The organism is Kribbella sp. WER1, from assembly GCF_054189145.1.
In genome coordinates this window covers 3207817-3224954 of sequence record NZ_CM135186.1, presented here as the reverse complement: position 1 = coordinate 3224954, position 17138 = coordinate 3207817, and the positions used below count along the sequence as shown (strand labels likewise).

Below are 17138 nucleotides of genomic sequence, written 5' to 3'. Positions count from 1 at the left end.
TTGATGGGTTAGCAGCCGACGCGGGAGCGGCCGGCGACGGCCTTGTAGGTGCAGGTGTCGAAGGTTTTGCCTGCGGGGGTCTGGAAGCGGGCGGTGTCGCCGGTGTTGTTCCAGACATACCAGCTCTGGTTCCAGTACAGGGTCAGGGCGCGGTTGCGGTTCTTGCCGGTGCGGACGATCACGGTGGAGCGGCCTGGTAGGACGTAGCCGCGTGGGAAGACGAACACGTGGTTCGCGGCGTCCAGGACGCGGAAGCCGGACAGGTTGATCGGGCGTGAACTGATATTCCGGACCGTGAAGAACTCGTTGTTGATCTGGGCGTTGGTGCGGGTGTCGGGGCCGGGCGGGTCGTACTGGATCCCGCTCAGGACCGCGGTGATCGCCGCGTCGGCCGTCAGTGGTGCGAGTACCGCGGTGCCGGCAAGCACCACGGCGGCCGTCGCGGCGGAGAAGAGCGTGCGAAAACGTTGTCCGAACACAGGAAATCCCCCTTGGCAGTGGGCCGATGTCCCCCCGGCCCGGTGTACTCATGCTGCCGGTTCCCCCCGGCGGTCGGACACGCTAGTCGTCACGCTCCGTGCTCGTCAAGCCCTCAAGAAAGCGTTTTCGGAACACCGTGAACAAGCATTTCCACGCGGTCCTCCAGACCGGCCTCCCGGAACGCGGCCAGGAACTGCTCTGGGCCTTCGCTGAAGTGCGTCCAGCCCTCCGTGTGGACCGGGACGATGATCGCGTCGCCGAGGATCCGGGCTGCCTCGACCGAGTCCTCCGAGGTGAGCGTCAGGTTGGCGCCGCCGAGCAGTCCGGTCCGGGCCGCGCCCGCGAACAGTACGGTGATGTCGATCGGCGCGAACCGGTCCGCGATCTCCTTCACGTGGCCGAGTGACGCGTTGTCGCCGGACACGTAGACGGTCGGCAATCCCTCGCCCTGCAAGACGAATCCGGTCACGAACCCGACGACTGCCTCGGCGCCGTCCGGGCCGTGCAGCGCCGGTACGCCGGTCACCGTGACCACGCCGCCGTCGGGCCGCGGGAGGTCGATCGTCTCCCAGCTCTCCAGGCCGCGGACGCCTTCGATACGCAGCGCCGCGCCGGGTGTCGACAGTACGGTCGGAATCGACGGCAGCAGGGCGCGTCCGGCGTCGTCGAGGTTGTCCTTGTGCTCGTCGTGGGACAGCAGTACGACGTCGACCGGGCCGAGCTCCGCGGCCGGGATCGCCGGGCCGGTCAGCTTCGTCATCACCCGGCCGGGCAGCTGGTAGTCGCGCGGCTCGTCGAAGGCCGGGTCGGTGAGGAACGTGAGGCCGCCGAGATTCAGGACGGCGGTCGGGCCGCCGATGTGCGTGATCTTCATGACCACGATCCTCCGCGTCGGCGACCGTCCGAACCATTGGCCCGGGAGCCATAGTTGCCGAAAATCGGGCCATACTGTTCTCATGCGTACCGTCGCCGTTCTCGCGTACCCCGGGATGAGCCCGTTCCACCTGTCCGTGCCGTGCCTCGTCCTCGGCGAGCGGCGTGGCCTGCCGGATCGGTACGACGTACAGGTCTGCGCCGAGCAGCCCGGGTCGTTCCCCACCAGCGCCGGGTTCGGGATCACCGTTGACCACGGGCTCGGCGCGATGGAGCGCGCCGACGTCGTCGTACTGCCGAGCTGGGAGCCCGGGCTGGTCGCGTCCGGCGTACTGCTGGACGCGATCCGGAAGGCGCATGCGCGCGGGGCGACCGTTGTCGGGTTGTGCGTCGGGGCGTTCCTGGTGGCGGAGAGCGGGATCGCCGCCGGGCGGGAGGTGGTGACGCATTGGCGATTCGCCGACGAGCTGCGGTCGCGGTACCCGGAGCTGAAGGTCCGGGCGGATGTGCTGTGGTCGGATCAGGGGGATCTCGTCACGTCGGCCGGTACGGCGGCGTCGTTGGACTGCTGCCTGCACCTGGTCCGGACGCATCACGGGTTCGAGATGGCCGAACAGGTCGCGCGGGACATCGTGGTCGCGCCGCACCGGAGCGGATCGCAGGCGCAGTACATCCCGGTCCCCGTACCGCCGGACCCCGCCGACGACGTGATCGAGAAAGCGATGGTGTGGGCGCGGGCGCGGCTCGACCAGCCCGTGTCGCTCGACGAATGGGCAGGGGCGGTGGCGTTGTCGCGGCGTACGTTCACGCGGCAGTTCCGGGCGCGGACCGGGAGTTCCGGGCAGGTGTGGTTGCTGCGGCAACGGCTCGACCGGGCGCGGTTGTTGCTGGAGACAACGGATTTGTCAGTTGAGCGGGTCGCGACCGAGAGCGGGTTCGGGAGCAGTGACGCGCTGCGGCACCACTTCCACACGGTGCTCGGTACGACGCCGCAACGGCATCGGCAGGAGTTCTACAGCAGCACGAGCAGGATGTAGACCACCGGCGCCGCGAACGTGATCAGCAGGATCCACGCCATCATCCGGTGCCCGGTCTTGCCGCGGTCCAGGGACGAGGCGAAATAGAGTACGGCGCCCTCTTCGGTGTGCCGGCTCAACCCCATCTTGCGCGCCTCGTCCGGCCGCGGATCCGGCCGCTCCTCGGCCAGCGCATCCGGATGAATCCCGAAGTGCGCCGGCCCGGCCCGATCCACGTCATCACGCTCGAAGAACATCCAGCCTCCCGCAGGTTGGTGGACCAGGTCGCCCAACCATGGTCGCACCAACCGGCGGATAGCGTGCGCAACTACTCGAAGTCGGCGACCCAGGCGTGCCGATCCGCCGTGCCGGTCAGGCAGAGCAGGATCTTGCAGTGCGTGGTGCTCGCGTAGCCGATCGCGAGGGTCTTCAGGCCGCAGTTCAGAACGGTGCTGCGGCTCTGCGACATCATCTGGTTGTACGCCTGCTGGGCGCTGACCCCGTCGCCGCCCGCGGTCGTCTTCGAGCTGCCGGTGCTGTTCGTCGAGCCCGACTTCGACCGGCTCGAGGCGTCCGAGCGGGCGCTCGTCGTCAGGCTCGGGTCCTGCTCCAGCGGTGCGCAACCGGCGTTCTGGCGGGCGCTGTCGATCATGTCGAACAGTTGGAGCTCGTCGGGCGTCATGCCGCCGTCGCGCGCCGGGGGCGGTGGCGTCGTCGGGGGTGGGGTGGTGGGGGTCGGCTTTGTGGTGGTGATGGTGCGGCCGGGGGAGGTCGGAGCCGTGGTGGGGGCGGTGGTGGGGGCCGACGTGGGGGTGGGGGTGCGGGTGGAGGTTTTGGTGGGGGTGTCTGTGGGCGATTCGGTGGGGGTGTCCGTCGGGGTGTCGGTGGGGGTGGCGGACGGGGTGTTCGTGGGGGTGGCCGACGGGGTGGTGGTCGGGGTTGCTGTGGGGGTGACCGTGGGGCGGGTGGTCGGGGTTGCGACGGCGGCCTTGGTGGAGGGGGTGATGTAGGTGTCGTCGGTGCGGGTGACCATCGGGACGGAGGCGTCGGCTGGGTCGTTCTGCGGTTGGTGCAGGAGGATCCAGGAGATGGGGGTGATCACCAGGAGTACGGACGCGACCGCGATGACCGCGCGACGTCCGCGGGAGGCCCGTCCGACACGACCCGCGCTGCGACGACCGGGGCCCGATCCGCCAGGGCCGGAGCTGCCGGGGCCGGAGCCGCCCGGGCCTGAGCCGCTGGGGCCGTTTCCGGATCCACCGGCGCCAGAACCGTCACGGCCGCTTGCCACGTGGTTGCCGTCTGTTGCATACGCTCCAGCGGCGGTCAGCCCAGCCGCACCTGCGGCGGCGGTGGTACGCCGGGAGTCGGAGGCGGCGCTCGTACGTCGGGGATCTGCGGCGGCGTACCCGCTCGCGGTTCCCGTGGTGCTGGCGGTGGTGTTGTGCTCGTTCGTGGTTGTCGTACGGCCGGCGTCTGGCGTGGCGGCGTACTCGCTCGCGGCGCCGGGAGTGCCTGCGCTGGTTGGGGTGCCGTAGCCGGTTCGCGCGGCGCTTTCGGTGGTGTTGTGCTCGGCGGCTGCTGCCGTACCGGTGGCGGCGTACTCGCCCGCGCTTGGTGCCGTGCTGTAGTTGCCAGCTGCGGCGGCTGACGGTGGGTCGTACTCGCTGGCTTTTGCTGTGGTGGGGGTGCGGTCGGCGCCGGCGGCTGAGCCTGCGGCAGCGAGGCTGCCTGCGGCGGAGCCGGCTGCGGCTAGGCCGGCGGCTGCGGTGGTGTCGGCGGCACGGCGGGGGCTTGGGGTGGTGGCCGGGGTGTTGTTCGTGGTGGCGGCCAGGCGGTCCGTGGAGGCGGTGCCGAACCAGGAGTCCTGGTCGGTGTTCGAGGTGGCGGCGGGGCCGAGGGAGGCCCAGTCGTCGGCGGCTCGGCGGGTGGACCAGGTGCCGGCGGTTTCGCCTAGCGGGGTGGTGGATTCGCCTGGGGTGGGCGCCGAGGCGGCCGTGGACGAGGCCCCGGAGGCGGCCGCGGAGGCAGTCGTGGAGGTGGCCGTGGAGGAGTCGGTTCGGGCGGCTCGGCGGGGTTGCTGGGGGGTGCCGGGCGCGGGGGAGTTTGTGGGGTCCGCGGTCAGGGATTGGTTGACCCACGACGGGGTGCTGCGGTATGGGTCCTCGGAGGACCTGGGTGCACGAGCTGCCTCGGAGGAGGAGCTGGGCTCGGGAACGGCCGCACGGGGAGAGGTTGCCTGCGGCGAGGTCGCCTCGGGCGTGGTTGCCTGGGGTGGGGCTACCTCAGGTGTGGTGTAGCTGGGGAGGGCGCCGCGCGGGGCGTACTGGGGGGTTGCCGGGCGGGACTGGTTGCTGCCGGCCCAAAACGGGGACTCGGTGCCGCCCTTGGGGGCGTTGGCCCAGAAGGGGGACTCGTCGCTCGAGCGGGGTGCGTAGCGCGGAGGCTCGGGTGGTGGGGGCGGGGTGGAATCCGCGGGCGGGGTGGGACGGTTGGCGGCGCGCGACGAGCGGGCGGCTCGGGTCGCCTTGCGTCGTGGCTTGTACCGGCCGTTGCCGGACTCGGACATTAGTTCGGTGTTCCCTTCGAAGTCGCGCGCCCAAGACGTGCCTCATCAACGAGACGAGCCTCACCAGCCGTCTCACCGGAGCCCCCCAGGAACGTCCGGCACCATGACAAGGACGGATCTACCCGCCTGGACCGGCCGTCATGCGGCCGGACATTGTGGCTCTGGGACAACGTTCCAGCCACACTCGGTGCTTGCGAGACAATGACAGTCACGATCGGCCGAAGTCCTGGACCCAGCTGCCGGGTCCGTAGTCGGAGCGCACCTGGCCGGGGTCGTAGCCGATGCCGATCGTGGTGAAGCGGCAGTTCAGGATGTTCTTGCGGTGGCCGTCGCTCTGCATCCAGGCGGCGACCACCTTCTGTGCGGTGTCGTACCCGGCGGCGATGTTCTCGCCCCACGTCGATCCGCGGTACCCGGCGGCGCGCATCCGGTCGCCCGGGTCCTGGCCGTCGGGGTTGGTGTGGTCCATGTAGTGCCGGCGGACCATGTCCGAGGCGTGCTTGCCGGCGGCCTCGACGAGGGAGCTGTCCAGCTTCAGCGGGCCGCAGCCCTGCTGCTGCCGGATCTGGTTCGTGTAGTCGAGGACCTGGCGTTCCTGCGCGTTCGTCCCCCCTCCGCCGGCCGGCGGTTCGGGGGTGTCGCTCGGAGACGGCGAGGTGGTCTTCGTCGGCGTACTCGACGGCTTGCCCGGCGTCGTACGTGCGGTCGGCTTCGGCCGGACGGTGGTGCCGTCGGTACTGCGGGGTGCGGTCGGCGAGACGGTCACCGTCGTTACCCCGGTCGTCGGCGCGGTCGGCGTCGCCGGTGTCGACGAGGTGGCCGGCGTCGTCGACGTACTGCTCGGTGTGTCGGAGGGGGAGGTACTCGGCGACAGTGAGACGGGTGCCGAACCGGCCGCGGCCGGGCCGACGACAGCGGTGGTCGTCGCGCCGTTCGGCAACGTCTTCGTGATCGTGACCATCGGACCGGCGGTCGTACCGTCGACCGTGGCGTCGTCGACGCTGCTGTTCTCGACCACGTTCACCACCTGGGTGGCGTCGTCGGTGCGGGAGTTGCCGTGCGACATCAGCCAGACCACCGGGCCGATCGCGACCAGCACCGAGAGCGCGCTGACAGCCGGGCCGACCAGGCCACGGCTCCGCCGGGGAGCACGTCGACTACCGCGGTGCCGCCGGGGGGTTGGCGAATCCGTCATGGGTGGGCGAATCCTCTTCGTTTCTTCGTGATACCGAAACAGCGCGTCGTTCCCCGTGGTACAGCCAGGTCCCCCCTGGTCACCGAACAGCGACCTTAACCGACGCGCGAGGTCATCGTTACGCGGGCGTGAACCCTCTTAACGATTCCTGAAGAAAACGATTGACTGAAAACGGGTCAGCCGCCGAAGTCCTGCACCCAACTGCCGTTGCCCCACTCGGGTTTGACCTGGCCGGCGTCGTAGCCGATGCCGATCATCGAGTATCCGCAGTTCAGGATGTTCGCGCGGTGGCCGGGGCTGTTCATCCAGCCTTTCACGACCGCGGCCGGGCTGGTGTACCCGACGGCGATGTTCTCGGCCATCGACCCGCCGCCGAAGCCGGCCGCCTTCATCCGGTCGAACGGGCTGCGGCCGTCCAGGCTGTCGTGGGCGAAGAAGTGCTCGAGGACCATGTCGGTGGCGTGCGCCTGGGCGGCCTTCGTGAGGGACTTGGCGAACTTCAGCGGGGCGCAGCCGGACCTGGCGCGTTCCTGGTTGGTGAGGGTGAGGACCTGCTGTTCGGCGGAGCCGTTTCCTTCGTCCTCGTTCTTCGGGGGCTTGGTGGTCTTGGCGGTCTTGGTCTTCGTCGGCTTGGCAGTCGGAGTCGGCGTCGGTGTTCGAGTTGGTGTTGGAGTTGGTGTTGGAGTTGGTGTCCGAGTCGATGTCCGAGCTGAGCTCCGAGTTGGTGTGGGCGTCGGCTTGTGAGTGGTGCGAGTTGGAGAAGGCATTGCAGTACGCGACGAGGTACGAGTTGGTGAAGGCGTCGGCTCCACCGGCGTACTGGCCGACGTGATCGGGGCTTCCTGGCCGGTCGGGCGTGCCGGTGTACCGGACTGGCGCATGACGAACCACCCGACTCCCGCGACCAGGACCAGCGCCGACAAGGAGGCAAGAAGCGGACCGGCCACACCGTTGCGTGGTGACCGTCTGTGGTTCGTCATGGTGAGCAGCCTTGCCCAGGTCACCGCCTGCCGATGCGCACCGGAGCCCGCACTTCACAAAGCTCTGACGATGGCAATCGTTTGAAAGAAGCTAGCGTGACCGGGCGATCACGATGTCCGCGATCACCTTCCAGCCCAGGCTTCGGTACAGCCGCAGCCCGTCGATGGACGCGATCAGGATGCCGCGCTTGGCGCCCTTCGCCGCGGCGGCCTCGACCAGCGACGCCATCACCGCACTGCCGAGTCCGCGCCGCCGGTGCGCCGGGTCGGTCTCGATCCGGTCCGCGACCGCGTCCTCGCCGACCACGGCCATCCGGCCGCTGGACACCACGCCGCCGTGCAACGTGGCACGGGTGATGATCAGGTCGTCCTCGAGTTCGGCGTGCAACGCGTAGCGCTCGTGCAGTTTCAGGGCCGGCTGCTCGGACAGCTGGATCGTCATCAGCCAGTCCTGGTCCTGCTGGACCTCGAGACCGAGGTCCTCCAGCTGCTCGATCCGGGCCTCCTTGTCGTCGGTGGCCAGCGTGATCCAGCCCGACCCGCGTCCACCGCCGTCGGCGAACGCCAGCTGGGCGGCGCGTTCCACCCGTTCCGGTTGACCGTCGGCATCCAGTACGACGTACTCCGTCGGCCGGCTCTCCTCACCTTGCCGGACGATCAGAATGCCGTTGTGGTCGTCCTCAACCGTGGTCCAGCCCCGCGAGACGGACCACCCGGCCTGCCAACGGCGGACGAGTTCCTCACGATCTATCACCCGTCGATTCAAGCAGCCCGGCCGCACAACGGCGAGGGGAACCGGTGTCGGATGACACCAACTGGCCGTAAATCCCTGCCTGCGCTCGGTGACCAATACTCCTGCGATTTGACCGGGTCAACCCCTGGGGACGTCCGAGGCGAGCAGGTCGTAGGTGAGCATGCTGTCGTACGTGCCGTCCCGGCGCGGATCGGCGGCGCGTTCGTCGCCGACCTTGGTGAACCCGTTGGCTTCGGCAACATGCGCGGACGCCGTGTTCGGACCGGCGCACTTCACCAGCAGCCGGCGTCGCCCGAGCCCGCCGTCCGCGATCGGCCGGAACGCGTGCGCGATCACCAGCTGTACGGCGGTCGACATCACCTTGCGGCCGCGCGCGTCCGGGTGCATCCAGTACCCGATCTCGCCGCGCGTACCGTCCATCCGGCTGCGCATCCCGAACACGCTGACGTTCCCGAGCAGTTCGTCGGTCTCGGGGTCCGCGATCGCCCACGCGACGCCCTCACCGCTCGCCGACGCGTCCGGCCGGCTCGCGATGAATCCCTTCGCGTCCTCGAGGGTGTACTGCGCCGGCATCCCCGACAGCCAGTACTGCGTCCGCTCGTCGCCGCACGCCTCCATCACGCGCTGCGCATCCGATTCCCGCAACGGTCGCAGCCGTACGCCGTCGCCCTCGACGACGGGCACCGTCCACCAGTTGTCCTTGGGTTCGAGCTCGTCGTCGCGCCCGACCGTCGCGACCCACTCGTCCTTCCGGACACCGCGCGACCGCCCGCCGCCGGGGATCGTGACCAACCCTCGGAAACCCACTTTCCATGCGACTTTCCGGCTCGCGTAGTTCCCGACGTACGCGCGCCAGATCACCCGTTTCCACTCCAGTACGTCGAACGCGTACCGCACCACCAGCCGCAGCGCGCGGGTCATCACCCCGTGGCCGCGGACCTCCGGCGACACCGCGAACCCGACCTCGCCGACGCCGCCCTCACCGTCGCGCAGGTCGATCGTGCCGGCGTACTGACCGGCGTACTCGATCGCCCATGCCCACGAAGTGTTCGCCTGCCAGCCGGCCGGGATCTCCTGAGTGAGGTAGCCGACCGCATGCTCGTGCAGGTACGGGACCGGGATCGTGGTCCACTGCTGCATCTCCGGGTCCTGGCACATGCGGTACGCCGGCTCCACGTCGGCGGCGACGTGCGCACGCAGGGTCACCACGTCGTCGGTCAGCACCGGTACGTCTTCGGGGAATCGCATGCTCCAGGGTGACGCGCTGCCACCGGCCGGGCAACAGATTTCCACGCCGCCAGCGCGTATTCTGTGCAGCGTGAACGCAGCCGGAGCAGAACAGCCCCGCGGCCGCGGCGGTCAACTGGCCGCCCAGCGGCAGGCCACGATCGTTGCCGAGGTCAACAGCCGGGGCGCGATCACGGTCGCCGAACTGGTCGACCGGTTCGGTGTCTCGGACATGACGATCCGCCGCGACCTGGACGCGCTGGACTCCAGCGGCCTGCTGCACAAGGTGCACGGCGGCGCCACGTCGGTCGGCCTGCGCAGCGCGCACGAGCCGGGTTTCGACGCCAAGCTCACGCAGGAGTCCGCGGCCAAGCAGGCGATCGCGGCCGAGGCCGCCACCCGCGTGCAGCCGGACAGTGCGATCGGCATCGGCGCCGGTACGACGACCTATGCGCTGGCCCGGCAGCTCTTGCGGGTCGAGAACTTGACGGTTGTCACGAACTCGGCGCGGATCGCGGACGTGTTCCACGGCAACGGCCGCTCGGACCGGACCGTCGTGCTGATCGGCGGCATCCGGACGCCGTCCGACGCGCTGGTCGGACCGATCGCGACCGCCGCGCTCGCCTCGCTGCACCTGGATCTGCTGTTCCTCGGCGCGCACGGCGTGGACGCCGAACACGGTCTCAGTACGCCGAACCTGATGGAGGCCGAGACGAACCGGTCGTTCATCGCAGCCAGCCGCGAGGTGGTCGTGGTCGCGGACCACACCAAGTGGGGGACCGTCGGCCTGAGCACGTTCGCGAACTGGTCCGACCTGGACGTGATCGTCACCGACGACGGCCTGTCGGCCGCAGCCCGCAAGGCGATGCGCGATACGGGCTGCGACCTGGTGATCGCTAGCTGATCCTCGAAGCGCCGGCCGACGGGGTCGCGGCGATCGCGGACGGAGCCGCGAAACCGTGTTCCGCAAAGGCTTTCTCGATCGCGGACAGTACGGCGTCCGCCGCGGACGCCTCGACGAGCGCGATGATGCAGCCGCCGAAACCGCCGCCGGTCATCCGGGCGCCGAGCGCACCGGCCTCGAGCGCGGTGTCGACCGCGACGTCCAGCTCGGGAACGGTGACCTCGAAGTCGTCGCGCAGCGAGACGTGCGACGCGGTGAACAGCGGCCCGACGTCGCGCAGCCGGCCGGCCCGCATCAGCGCGATCGCGTCCTCGGTGCGCTTGATCTCGGTCACCACGTGCCGCACGCGGCGCCGGTCGACGTCGTCGTCGAGGCGCGCGAGCGCGGCGTCCAACCCGGCGTACTCCACCGAACGCAGCGCCGGTACGCCGAGCGCGGCCGCGGCGTGCTCGCAGCTCTTCCGGCGCGCGGCGTACTCGCCGTCGGCGTGCCGGTGCGGCGCCTTCACGTCCACGACCAGCAACCGCAGCCCGTCGGCCTCGGGGTCGAACGGGATCTGGTCGAGCGAACCGAAGCGGATGTCGAAGGCCAGCGCGTGACCGGCCGTACAGCACATCGACGCGGTCTGGTCCATCAGACCGACGGGTGCGCCGACGTACTGGTTCTCGGCCCGTTGGGCGAGCCGCGCCACCTCGGCCGGGTCGACCTCCTGGCCGGCCAGCCCGAGCAGCGCGATCGCGGTCGCGCACAGCAGGGCCGCGGACGACGACAGGCCCGCGCCCGAGGGCAGGTCCGACTCGAAGCGCAGGTTCGCGCCGCCGATCGGGTACCCGGACTCCCGCAGTATCCAGGCCGCACCCGCCGGGTACGCCGCCCAGTCGCCGATCGAACGTGGTGCCAGCTCGTCGATCGCGAACTCGACCACGCCGTCATGACCGCCGGACGCGACCGCTACCCGGCCGTCGGTCCGCCGGGACGCGGTCACCACGATCTGGTTCGGCAGCGCGATCGGGAGTACGACGCCGTCGTTGTAGTCGGTGTGCTCGCCGATCAGGTTCACCCGTCCGGGTGCCCGCCAGCTGCCGTCCGGCGACGTACCGAAAACATCCTCGAAGGAGCTCACGAACCAACCTTCCGCAAAGTCTCGGCCACGTCTTCCGGCCGGGTGTCGCTGATGAACGCGCCCATGCCGGACTCCGAGCCGGCCAGGTACTTGATCTTGTCCTTGGCCCGGCGGATCGACAACACCTCCAGGTGCAGGTAGCCGAGCTCGCGGTCCACCCGGACCGGGGCCTGATGCCAGGCGGCGATGTACGGCAGCGGCTCGGCGTACAGGCCGTCCAGGCGCTGCAGGACGTCCAGGTACAGCTCGGCGAAGTCGTCGCGCTCGCCGACCGACAGCTCGTCGATCCCGCCGACCTGGCGGTGCGGGTACAGGTGCACCTCGACCGGCCAGCGGGCGGCCTCGGGGACGAACGCGGTCCAGTTGCCGTTCTCCCCGATCACCCGGGTGCCGTCCTTGCGCTCGGCGGCCAGCACGTCGGCGAAAAGGTTGCTACCGGCAACCTCCTGGTGCTTGCGGGCCTGCGCCAGCAGGGTCCGCATCCGCGGCGGGACGAACGGGTACGCGTACAGCTGGCCGTGCGGGTGGTTCAGCGTGACGCCGATCTCGCGGCCGCGGTTCTCGAACGGGAACACCAGTTCGACGTCGTCGCGGGCGCTGAGCTCCGCGGTCCGGTCGGCCCAGCTGTCGACGACCAGCCGCGCCTGGCCCTGCGACAGGCCGGTGAACGAGCCGTTGTGGTCACTGGTGAAGCACACGACCTCGGTCCGGCCGGGGCCGGCGAAGGACGGGAACCGGTTCTCGAAGACGGCGACGTTGTAGTCGTGGTCCGGGATCTCGGTCGGGTTGCCGGTCTTGCTCGGGCACAGCGGGCACTGGTCGGCCGGCGGCAGGTAGGTCCGGGTGTTGCGGTGCGTGGCGTAGGTGATCACGTCGCCGGTCAGCGGGTCCGTGCGCAGCTCCACCTGCGGTTGCGGGGCGGGCAGGCCGCGGGTGTCCTCGAGTGGCACCCGGACCGGCGCGTCGGCCGGGTCGTAGTAGATCAGCTCGCGGCCGTCCGACAGAGTGGTGTCGGTCCGGCGTACGCCACGGGGTGTGTTCATCGTGTGACCTTCCCGGCCGTACGACGCGTCCGGCCAGGAATCATCGTAAACCAACAAACTCGAACATGCATCGTGATACCTGTCGCCGGTAGAGTAGATAAATGGACGACTACGCCCAACGCACGCCCTCTCGACATACGACGAGAGGGCGCTAGGAACTCCGACCCATGAACGACTCCCTGCTGCTGAACATCGTTCTGATCTTGGTCTTCGTGCTGATCGGCGGCGTCTTCGCGGCCGCCGAGATGGCTCTCGTGTCACTGCGGGAGAGCCAGCTGAAGGCCCTCTCCCATCGCGGCAGGCGCGGCGAGATCGTCGCCAAGGTGGCCGCCAACCCTAACCGTTTCCTGTCCGCCGTGCAGATCGGCGTGACCCTGATGGGCTTCCTGTCCGCCGCCTTCGGTGGCGCGACCCTCGCCGACGCCCTGGCGCCGCATCTCCGCAACCTCGGCCTCCCGCAGTCGCTGGCGAACACCGTCGCGCTGGTGCTGATCACGATCTGCATCTCGTACGTGTCGATCGTGATCGGCGAGCTGGCCGCGAAACGCCTCGCGCTGCAGCGGGCGGAAGGCTTCGCGCTCGCCCTCGGCCCGCTGGTGGACCGGATCGCGTCCGGCGCCCGGCCGGTGATCTGGCTGCTCTCGAAGTCCACCGACCTGGTGGTCCGCGCGCTCGGCGGTGACCCGAATGCGAACCGTGAGGTGATGACCGACGAGGAGCTCCGCGACCTGGTCACCGCCAGCGAGTCGCTCGGTGAGGAGGAGCGCAAGATCGTCGACGACGTCTTCGAGGCCGGCAGCCGGCAGCTCCGCGAGCTGATGCTGCCGCGCACCGAGGTGGACTTCGTGGACGCCGAGATGCCGGCCTACAAGGCGGTCAAGTTCGCCGCCGAGCGGCCGCACTCGCGGTACCCGGTGATGAACGGCTCGGCCGACGACATCGTCGGGTTCGTCCACGTCCGGGACCTGTTCGACCCGGCGGTCGCGAGCCGCTCGGTCCGGGTCGGCGACCTGGCCCGGGACGTGCTGATGCTGCCGGACACCGCCAAGCTGCTGCCGACGCTGACCGAGATGCGCCGCCGCAGCACGCACCTGGCGATCGTCCTCGACGAGTACGGCGGTACCGCGGGCATCGTGACGCTCGAGGACCTGGTCGAGGAGCTGATCGGCGACATCAAGGACGAGTACGACGAGGAACCCGCCGAGACCACCCGGCTGGGCAGCGGCGACCTGGAGATGGACGGCCTGCTGAACCTCGACGACTTCGCCGACGCGACCACGATCGAGCTGCCCGACGGCCCCTACGAGACCGTCGGCGGGTTCCTCGCCGCCAGCCTCGGGAAGGTCCCGACGACCGGCGACGAGGTCCAGCTGGACGCGCACACGCTGACCGTCACGCAGATGGACGGCCGCCGGGTCGCCCGGGTCCGCCTGCACCAGGTCACGCCGGCTGAGGAGCAGCCTGAAGCTCCAGCACCCGCCGCCGACTGAGGATGACCAGCCCGCCGGCGACGTACCCGAGGCCCTGGAAGACCAGGACCGGGATGATGCCGACGGCGTCGCCGAGGACACCCGCGGCCGCGATGCCGATCAGCACCGCGACGCTCTCGGCGGCGCCGACCGCGCCGTAGATCCGGCCGCGGGTGCCGTCCACGGTGAGGTTCTGGAAGACCGTCATCATGCCGGCCACCGTGAGTGCGCCGGGCAGACCGACGACGATCATGCAGACGAACGCCGGGATCACGCTGGTCGACATCAGCGGATACAGGAACAGCACGGTGTCGATCAGGCCGAACGCCAGCGCCCCGATGCCCCACAGCGTCGGGGCCGGCCGGCGGGACCCGATCGCCGCGGCGATCAGCCCGCCGACGATCCCGCCGATGGCCTGCGACGAGACGATCAGCCCGTACGCCTTCCCGTCAGCGCCGAGCTCCGCGCTCACGAACGGCGCGAACAGCGTGCTCATCACGCCTTCGCCGACTCCGGTGACCAGGCAGAACACGAAGAACAGCCGCATCGCCGAGGTCGCGACGCACAACCGCAACCCCTCGGTCCACTCCTCCTTCAGCCGCCGGATCGCGCCGCCCGCGCTCTCCTCGTCCTTCGGCGGTCGGTGCCGGCGGTGCCGCATCGCGGCGACCAGTACGACGGCGACCACGAACGTCGCCGCATCCCCGATCGCCAGCAGCGTGAGCCCGCCGGCGGCTGCCAGGACGCCGCCGAGTGCCGCGCCGATCAGCCGCGCGAGGTCGCGGATCTGGCTGTTCAACGCGTTCGCGGTCACCAGTTGGTCGGAGTTCACCACCAGCGGGACGAGTGACTGCTCGGCGGGCGTGAAGAACTGCTGCAGGCAGCTCTGCGCGAGCACGACGGCGTACACGATCCAGATCAGGTTCGCGCTGTGGACGGCGATCAGCGGGAGCAGGACGACCGCGTTCAGCACGTTCGTCACGATCATCGTGGTCCGCTGGCTCCACCGGTCGACGAAGACACCGGCGAGCGAGCCGAGCAGTACGGCGGGCAGGAACGACGCCAGCAGCAGCCCCCCGGAGGCGAGCGTCGAGCCGGTCAGTACGTACACCTGGAAGGCGAGACCGGTGCGCAGCAACCAGTCGCCGACCAGCGAGATGAGCCCGGCGCTGAGCAGCAGGCGGTAGTCGCGCTGCCGGGCAAGGACACCCCACAAGTCCTTCATCTGCTACTCCTCCGGGCTGATCGTGACGATCTGCGTGAACGAGACGTACCGGCTGCCGGCCGGACGGGTCGACTTGTCGTCGATCGGGCGCTCGTCGACCCAGCGCTGCAGCAGATCGTTGATCTGGCCAACGACCTGCTCGAGCTCCGCGCCGGTCAGGTAGAGGCCGGTCTGGCCGATGCCGGAGTTGTCCCGCCAGACCGGGTCCGCGTCCGGGCGCTGCTGCTGCCACCGGGCGAGCGAGTCCAGTGCGCGCTCGGCCATCAGCTGCTCGAGGACCTCCGCGGCCGCGGCGCCTTCCGAGGTCTTGATCGCGTCCCCCCAGGTCTGCGAGGTCGACACCCGCCGCCACGGCCGTTCCCGGTTGTCCTTCCCCGGCGCCGGCTCGACGAAGTCGTACTTCGCCAGCTGCCGCAGGTGGTGCGACGCCAGCGCCTGACTGATCCCCAGCCGGCGCGCCGCGTCTGCCGCGGTCAGCGGGCCTTCTCGCCCGAGCAGCGCCAGCAGATCCAGCCGGACCGGATGCGCCATCGCCCTGATCGCGAGCGGGTCGTCGAGCAGCCGGGAGCGCCGCGGATCCTTTTCCAAAGACATGCTTGGAATATGCGCCGTACCGAATCAGATGTCAAGGACTTGCTTGGAATGTGGGTCGGGTACCTCCGCCGAGCTGTCCCGCCTGCCTGCACCGGCGTTTCGATGGTTAACCGCTGACGTTGTGCCTTTGCAGGCAGCATGCGGGGGGTGAAGGTGCAAGTTGCGAGGTGAACCTCTGAAATGGCGTGCGGCGGAGACGCTGCACCCGGTTTCGGCAGGTGTCAGGTGGTCGGGTCGCGGAGCCAGGTCAGGGCCCGTTCGGCCTGGCCGAGGACGGTGATGTGGCTGAGGTTCTCGTGTAGGTCGAGCGTGGCGGACGGGATGTGGGCGGCCAGCCAGTGGGCGTGTGAGCAGGGGATGATCCGGTCGGCGGTGCCGTGCACGAGCAGCGTCGGCGCGGTGATCGCGGCCGGGTCGCCGCTCCACGGGAGGACGTACGCGCAGTCGTCGTCGACGGCACCGTCGGGGCCGTTCGGCATCGCCTGGTCGCCGGCGATCGAGCCGAGCCAGCCCCACGGGCCGCCGAACATCGCAAGGTCGGTGTCGGTGAACTCCGGGTCGTACTCGACCTCCTCGTTCAGCACCCGCGCGTCGCGACCGGCCGCCGCGGCCCGGAGCGAGGCGACGCCGGACGGGATCATACCGTCGTACCAGTCGAGGCCGGGGGCGTCGTACGGCGCGATCGCGGCCAGTGTGGCGACGGCCGTGACGCGGTCGCCGAGCAGGGCGGCGGCGCCGAGTGCGAACGTGCCGCCGCCGGAGTACCCGAGCTGGGCGAACGAGCCGATGCCGAGCGTGTCGAGGACCGTGGTCAGGTCGGCCGTGACGTCGGCGACGGTCCGGCCCGGCGCGGCCGTGGAACCGCCGTACCCGGGCCGGTCGAACCCGATCCACCGGACCCCGAGCCGCTCACTGGTCGCCGCCAGCGGCGCCGGCGGCGTCCCGAGATTCGGCGTCCCGTGGTGCCAGACCACAGCCGGTCGATCGGTCGCGCCCGGCGCGCTGTCGTACCCGTGCAGCACCCGGCCGTCCGGCAGCCGGAAGTCGATCTCGTCCATGGCGATCAGCCTACGAGGGTGTCTGAGCGCCCTGCACCTACTGCGGGGCACCCGGCACGGCACCTCCTCGCTACGGCGCAGGGCGCTCAGACACCCTCGAATTGTGGAAATGTCGAGGACCGGCAGGTGCTTCCGACCTCTGCTGCGAAGATCCAGTCACCTGTTCCGAAAGGACGTCCGGACATGAAGTACCTGCTGATGATCCACAGCAACCCGATCACCTGGGGTCACCCGTCGTTCCTGCACACCGCGGAGGGCAAGGCGCTGCCGAAGAAGGCGCGGGACGCGCTTGCCGCGCAGCTCGACAAGCTCCTCGACGAGCTGAACGCCAGCGGTGAGCTGATCACCGCCGTACCGCTCGACCCGCCGTCGAAGACCCGCGTCGTACGAGTCCGCGAAGGCGTCCGGGCGACCACCGACGGGCCGTACTCCGAGGCGAAGGAGCAACTCGCCGGCGTCTTCCTGATCGACGTCGCCGGCCAGGACCGGGCCGAGGAGATCGCCGCGACCATCCCCGAAGCCGAGTTCTACGCCGTCGAAATCCGCCCCGTCTCCACCTTCGACTGACCGCCGAGTCGTGCGGAACGGCTCCGCACGCGATCGCCGAGTCGTGGGAAAGGGCGCCGAA

17 protein-coding genes and 1 pseudogene are annotated in these 17138 nt (G+C 69.9%); 5 read left to right on the top strand and 13 right to left on the bottom strand.

All coding sequences use genetic code 11. The features are described from left to right. Positions 1–8 precede the first annotated feature (8 nt). Positions 9–479 (bottom strand): lamin tail domain-containing protein, encoded by a 471-nt coding sequence (locus ACXJJ3_RS15675; protein WP_458170780.1) that lies wholly within the window; start codon positions 477–479, stop codon positions 9–11. 113 nt (positions 480–592) lie between these two features. After that, complete coding sequence (locus ACXJJ3_RS15670) at positions 593–1354, bottom strand: MBL fold metallo-hydrolase (RefSeq protein ID WP_458170778.1); 762 nt, start codon at positions 1352–1354, stop codon at positions 593–595. An 82-nt stretch (positions 1355–1436) separates the two neighbouring features. On the opposite strand from ACXJJ3_RS15670, the gene ACXJJ3_RS15665 reads away from it, so the two are divergent. Then, a complete protein-coding gene (locus ACXJJ3_RS15665; protein WP_458170777.1) occupies positions 1437–2390 on the top strand; it encodes a GlxA family transcriptional regulator in 954 nt (317 codons plus the stop codon). Here ACXJJ3_RS15665 and ACXJJ3_RS15660 read toward each other — a convergent pair. The 4 genes and pseudogenes from ACXJJ3_RS15660 to ACXJJ3_RS15645 all read right to left on the bottom strand — a co-directional run. Continuing rightward, a complete protein-coding gene (locus ACXJJ3_RS15660) occupies positions 2366–2626 on the bottom strand; it encodes a hypothetical protein (protein ID WP_458170776.1) in 261 nt (86 codons plus the stop codon). The two genes, ACXJJ3_RS15665 and ACXJJ3_RS15660, sit on opposite strands and share 25 nt — an antisense overlap. A gap of 71 nt (positions 2627–2697) precedes the next feature. Beyond that, positions 2698–4938, bottom strand: a complete 2241-nt coding sequence (locus ACXJJ3_RS15655; RefSeq protein ID WP_458170775.1) for a hypothetical protein — start codon at positions 4936–4938, stop codon at positions 2698–2700. A gap of 208 nt (positions 4939–5146) precedes the next feature. Further along, positions 5147–6133: a CAP domain-containing protein gene (locus ACXJJ3_RS15650; RefSeq protein ID WP_458170774.1), complete on the bottom strand. Its 987-nt coding sequence runs from the start codon at positions 6131–6133 to the stop codon at positions 5147–5149. A 176-nt stretch (positions 6134–6309) separates the two neighbouring features. Continuing rightward, a pseudogene (locus ACXJJ3_RS15645) lies at positions 6310–6669 on the bottom strand (CAP domain-containing protein); the annotation flags it as partial. Between the two features lie 116 nt (positions 6670–6785). Between ACXJJ3_RS15645 and ACXJJ3_RS15640 the strand changes: the two are divergent. Next, on the top strand, positions 6786–6965 hold the full coding sequence (locus ACXJJ3_RS15640) for a hypothetical protein (protein ID WP_458172030.1): 180 nt from the start codon (positions 6786–6788) through the stop codon (positions 6963–6965). Positions 6966–7204: 239 nt separating this feature from the next. Here the strand turns inward: ACXJJ3_RS15640 and ACXJJ3_RS15635 are convergent, their stop codons facing one another. Both ACXJJ3_RS15635 and ACXJJ3_RS15630 read right to left on the bottom strand, forming a co-directional pair. Then, a complete protein-coding gene (locus ACXJJ3_RS15635; RefSeq protein ID WP_458170773.1) occupies positions 7205–7867 on the bottom strand; it encodes a GNAT family N-acetyltransferase in 663 nt (220 codons plus the stop codon). A 117-nt stretch (positions 7868–7984) separates the two neighbouring features. After that, complete coding sequence (locus ACXJJ3_RS15630) at positions 7985–9115, bottom strand: GNAT family N-acetyltransferase (protein WP_458170772.1); 1131 nt, start codon at positions 9113–9115, stop codon at positions 7985–7987. Between the two features lie 70 nt (positions 9116–9185). Here ACXJJ3_RS15630 and ACXJJ3_RS15625 point away from each other — a divergent pair, with 70 nt between their 5' ends. After that, the gene (locus ACXJJ3_RS15625) at positions 9186–9998 is read left to right on the top strand and encodes a DeoR/GlpR family DNA-binding transcription regulator (RefSeq protein WP_458170771.1); all 813 of its coding nucleotides are present in this window, start codon (positions 9186–9188) and stop codon (positions 9996–9998) included. Here the strand turns inward: ACXJJ3_RS15625 and galK are convergent. Both galK and galT read right to left on the bottom strand, forming a co-directional pair. Next, positions 9991–11121 (bottom strand): galactokinase, encoded by a 1131-nt coding sequence (gene galK, locus ACXJJ3_RS15620; protein ID WP_458170770.1) that lies wholly within the window; start codon positions 11119–11121, stop codon positions 9991–9993. The genes ACXJJ3_RS15625 and galK overlap by 8 nt on opposite strands. Beyond that, positions 11118–12164, bottom strand: coding sequence for a galactose-1-phosphate uridylyltransferase (gene galT / locus ACXJJ3_RS15615; protein ID WP_458170769.1), 1047 nt, complete (start codon positions 12162–12164; stop codon positions 11118–11120). Before galT ends, galK begins: the two co-directional genes overlap by 4 nt. Positions 12165–12331: 167 nt before the next feature. Between galT and ACXJJ3_RS15610 the strand changes: the two genes are divergently transcribed. Beyond that, positions 12332–13654: a hemolysin family protein gene (locus ACXJJ3_RS15610; protein WP_458170768.1), complete on the top strand. Its 1323-nt coding sequence runs from the start codon at positions 12332–12334 to the stop codon at positions 13652–13654. On the opposite strand, the gene ACXJJ3_RS15605 is transcribed toward ACXJJ3_RS15610, so the two are convergent. The 3 genes from ACXJJ3_RS15605 to ACXJJ3_RS15595 all read right to left on the bottom strand — a co-directional run bounded on the left by ACXJJ3_RS15605 (position 13605) and on the right by ACXJJ3_RS15595 (position 16510). Continuing rightward, on the bottom strand, positions 13605–14858 hold the full coding sequence (locus tag ACXJJ3_RS15605) for an MFS transporter (protein WP_458170767.1): 1254 nt from the start codon (positions 14856–14858) through the stop codon (positions 13605–13607). The genes ACXJJ3_RS15610 and ACXJJ3_RS15605 overlap by 50 nt on opposite strands. A gap of 3 nt (positions 14859–14861) precedes the next feature. After that, positions 14862–15452, bottom strand: coding sequence for a helix-turn-helix domain-containing protein (locus tag ACXJJ3_RS15600; RefSeq protein ID WP_458170766.1), 591 nt, complete (start codon positions 15450–15452; stop codon positions 14862–14864). Between the two features lie 221 nt (positions 15453–15673). Beyond that, positions 15674–16510: an alpha/beta fold hydrolase gene (locus tag ACXJJ3_RS15595; RefSeq protein ID WP_458170765.1), complete on the bottom strand. Its 837-nt coding sequence runs from the start codon at positions 16508–16510 to the stop codon at positions 15674–15676. Between the two features lie 183 nt (positions 16511–16693). Between ACXJJ3_RS15595 and ACXJJ3_RS15590 the strand changes: the two genes are divergently transcribed. Then, positions 16694–17077, top strand: coding sequence for a YciI family protein (locus ACXJJ3_RS15590; protein WP_458170764.1), 384 nt, complete (start codon positions 16694–16696; stop codon positions 17075–17077). Positions 17078–17138: the final 61 nt, after the last annotated feature.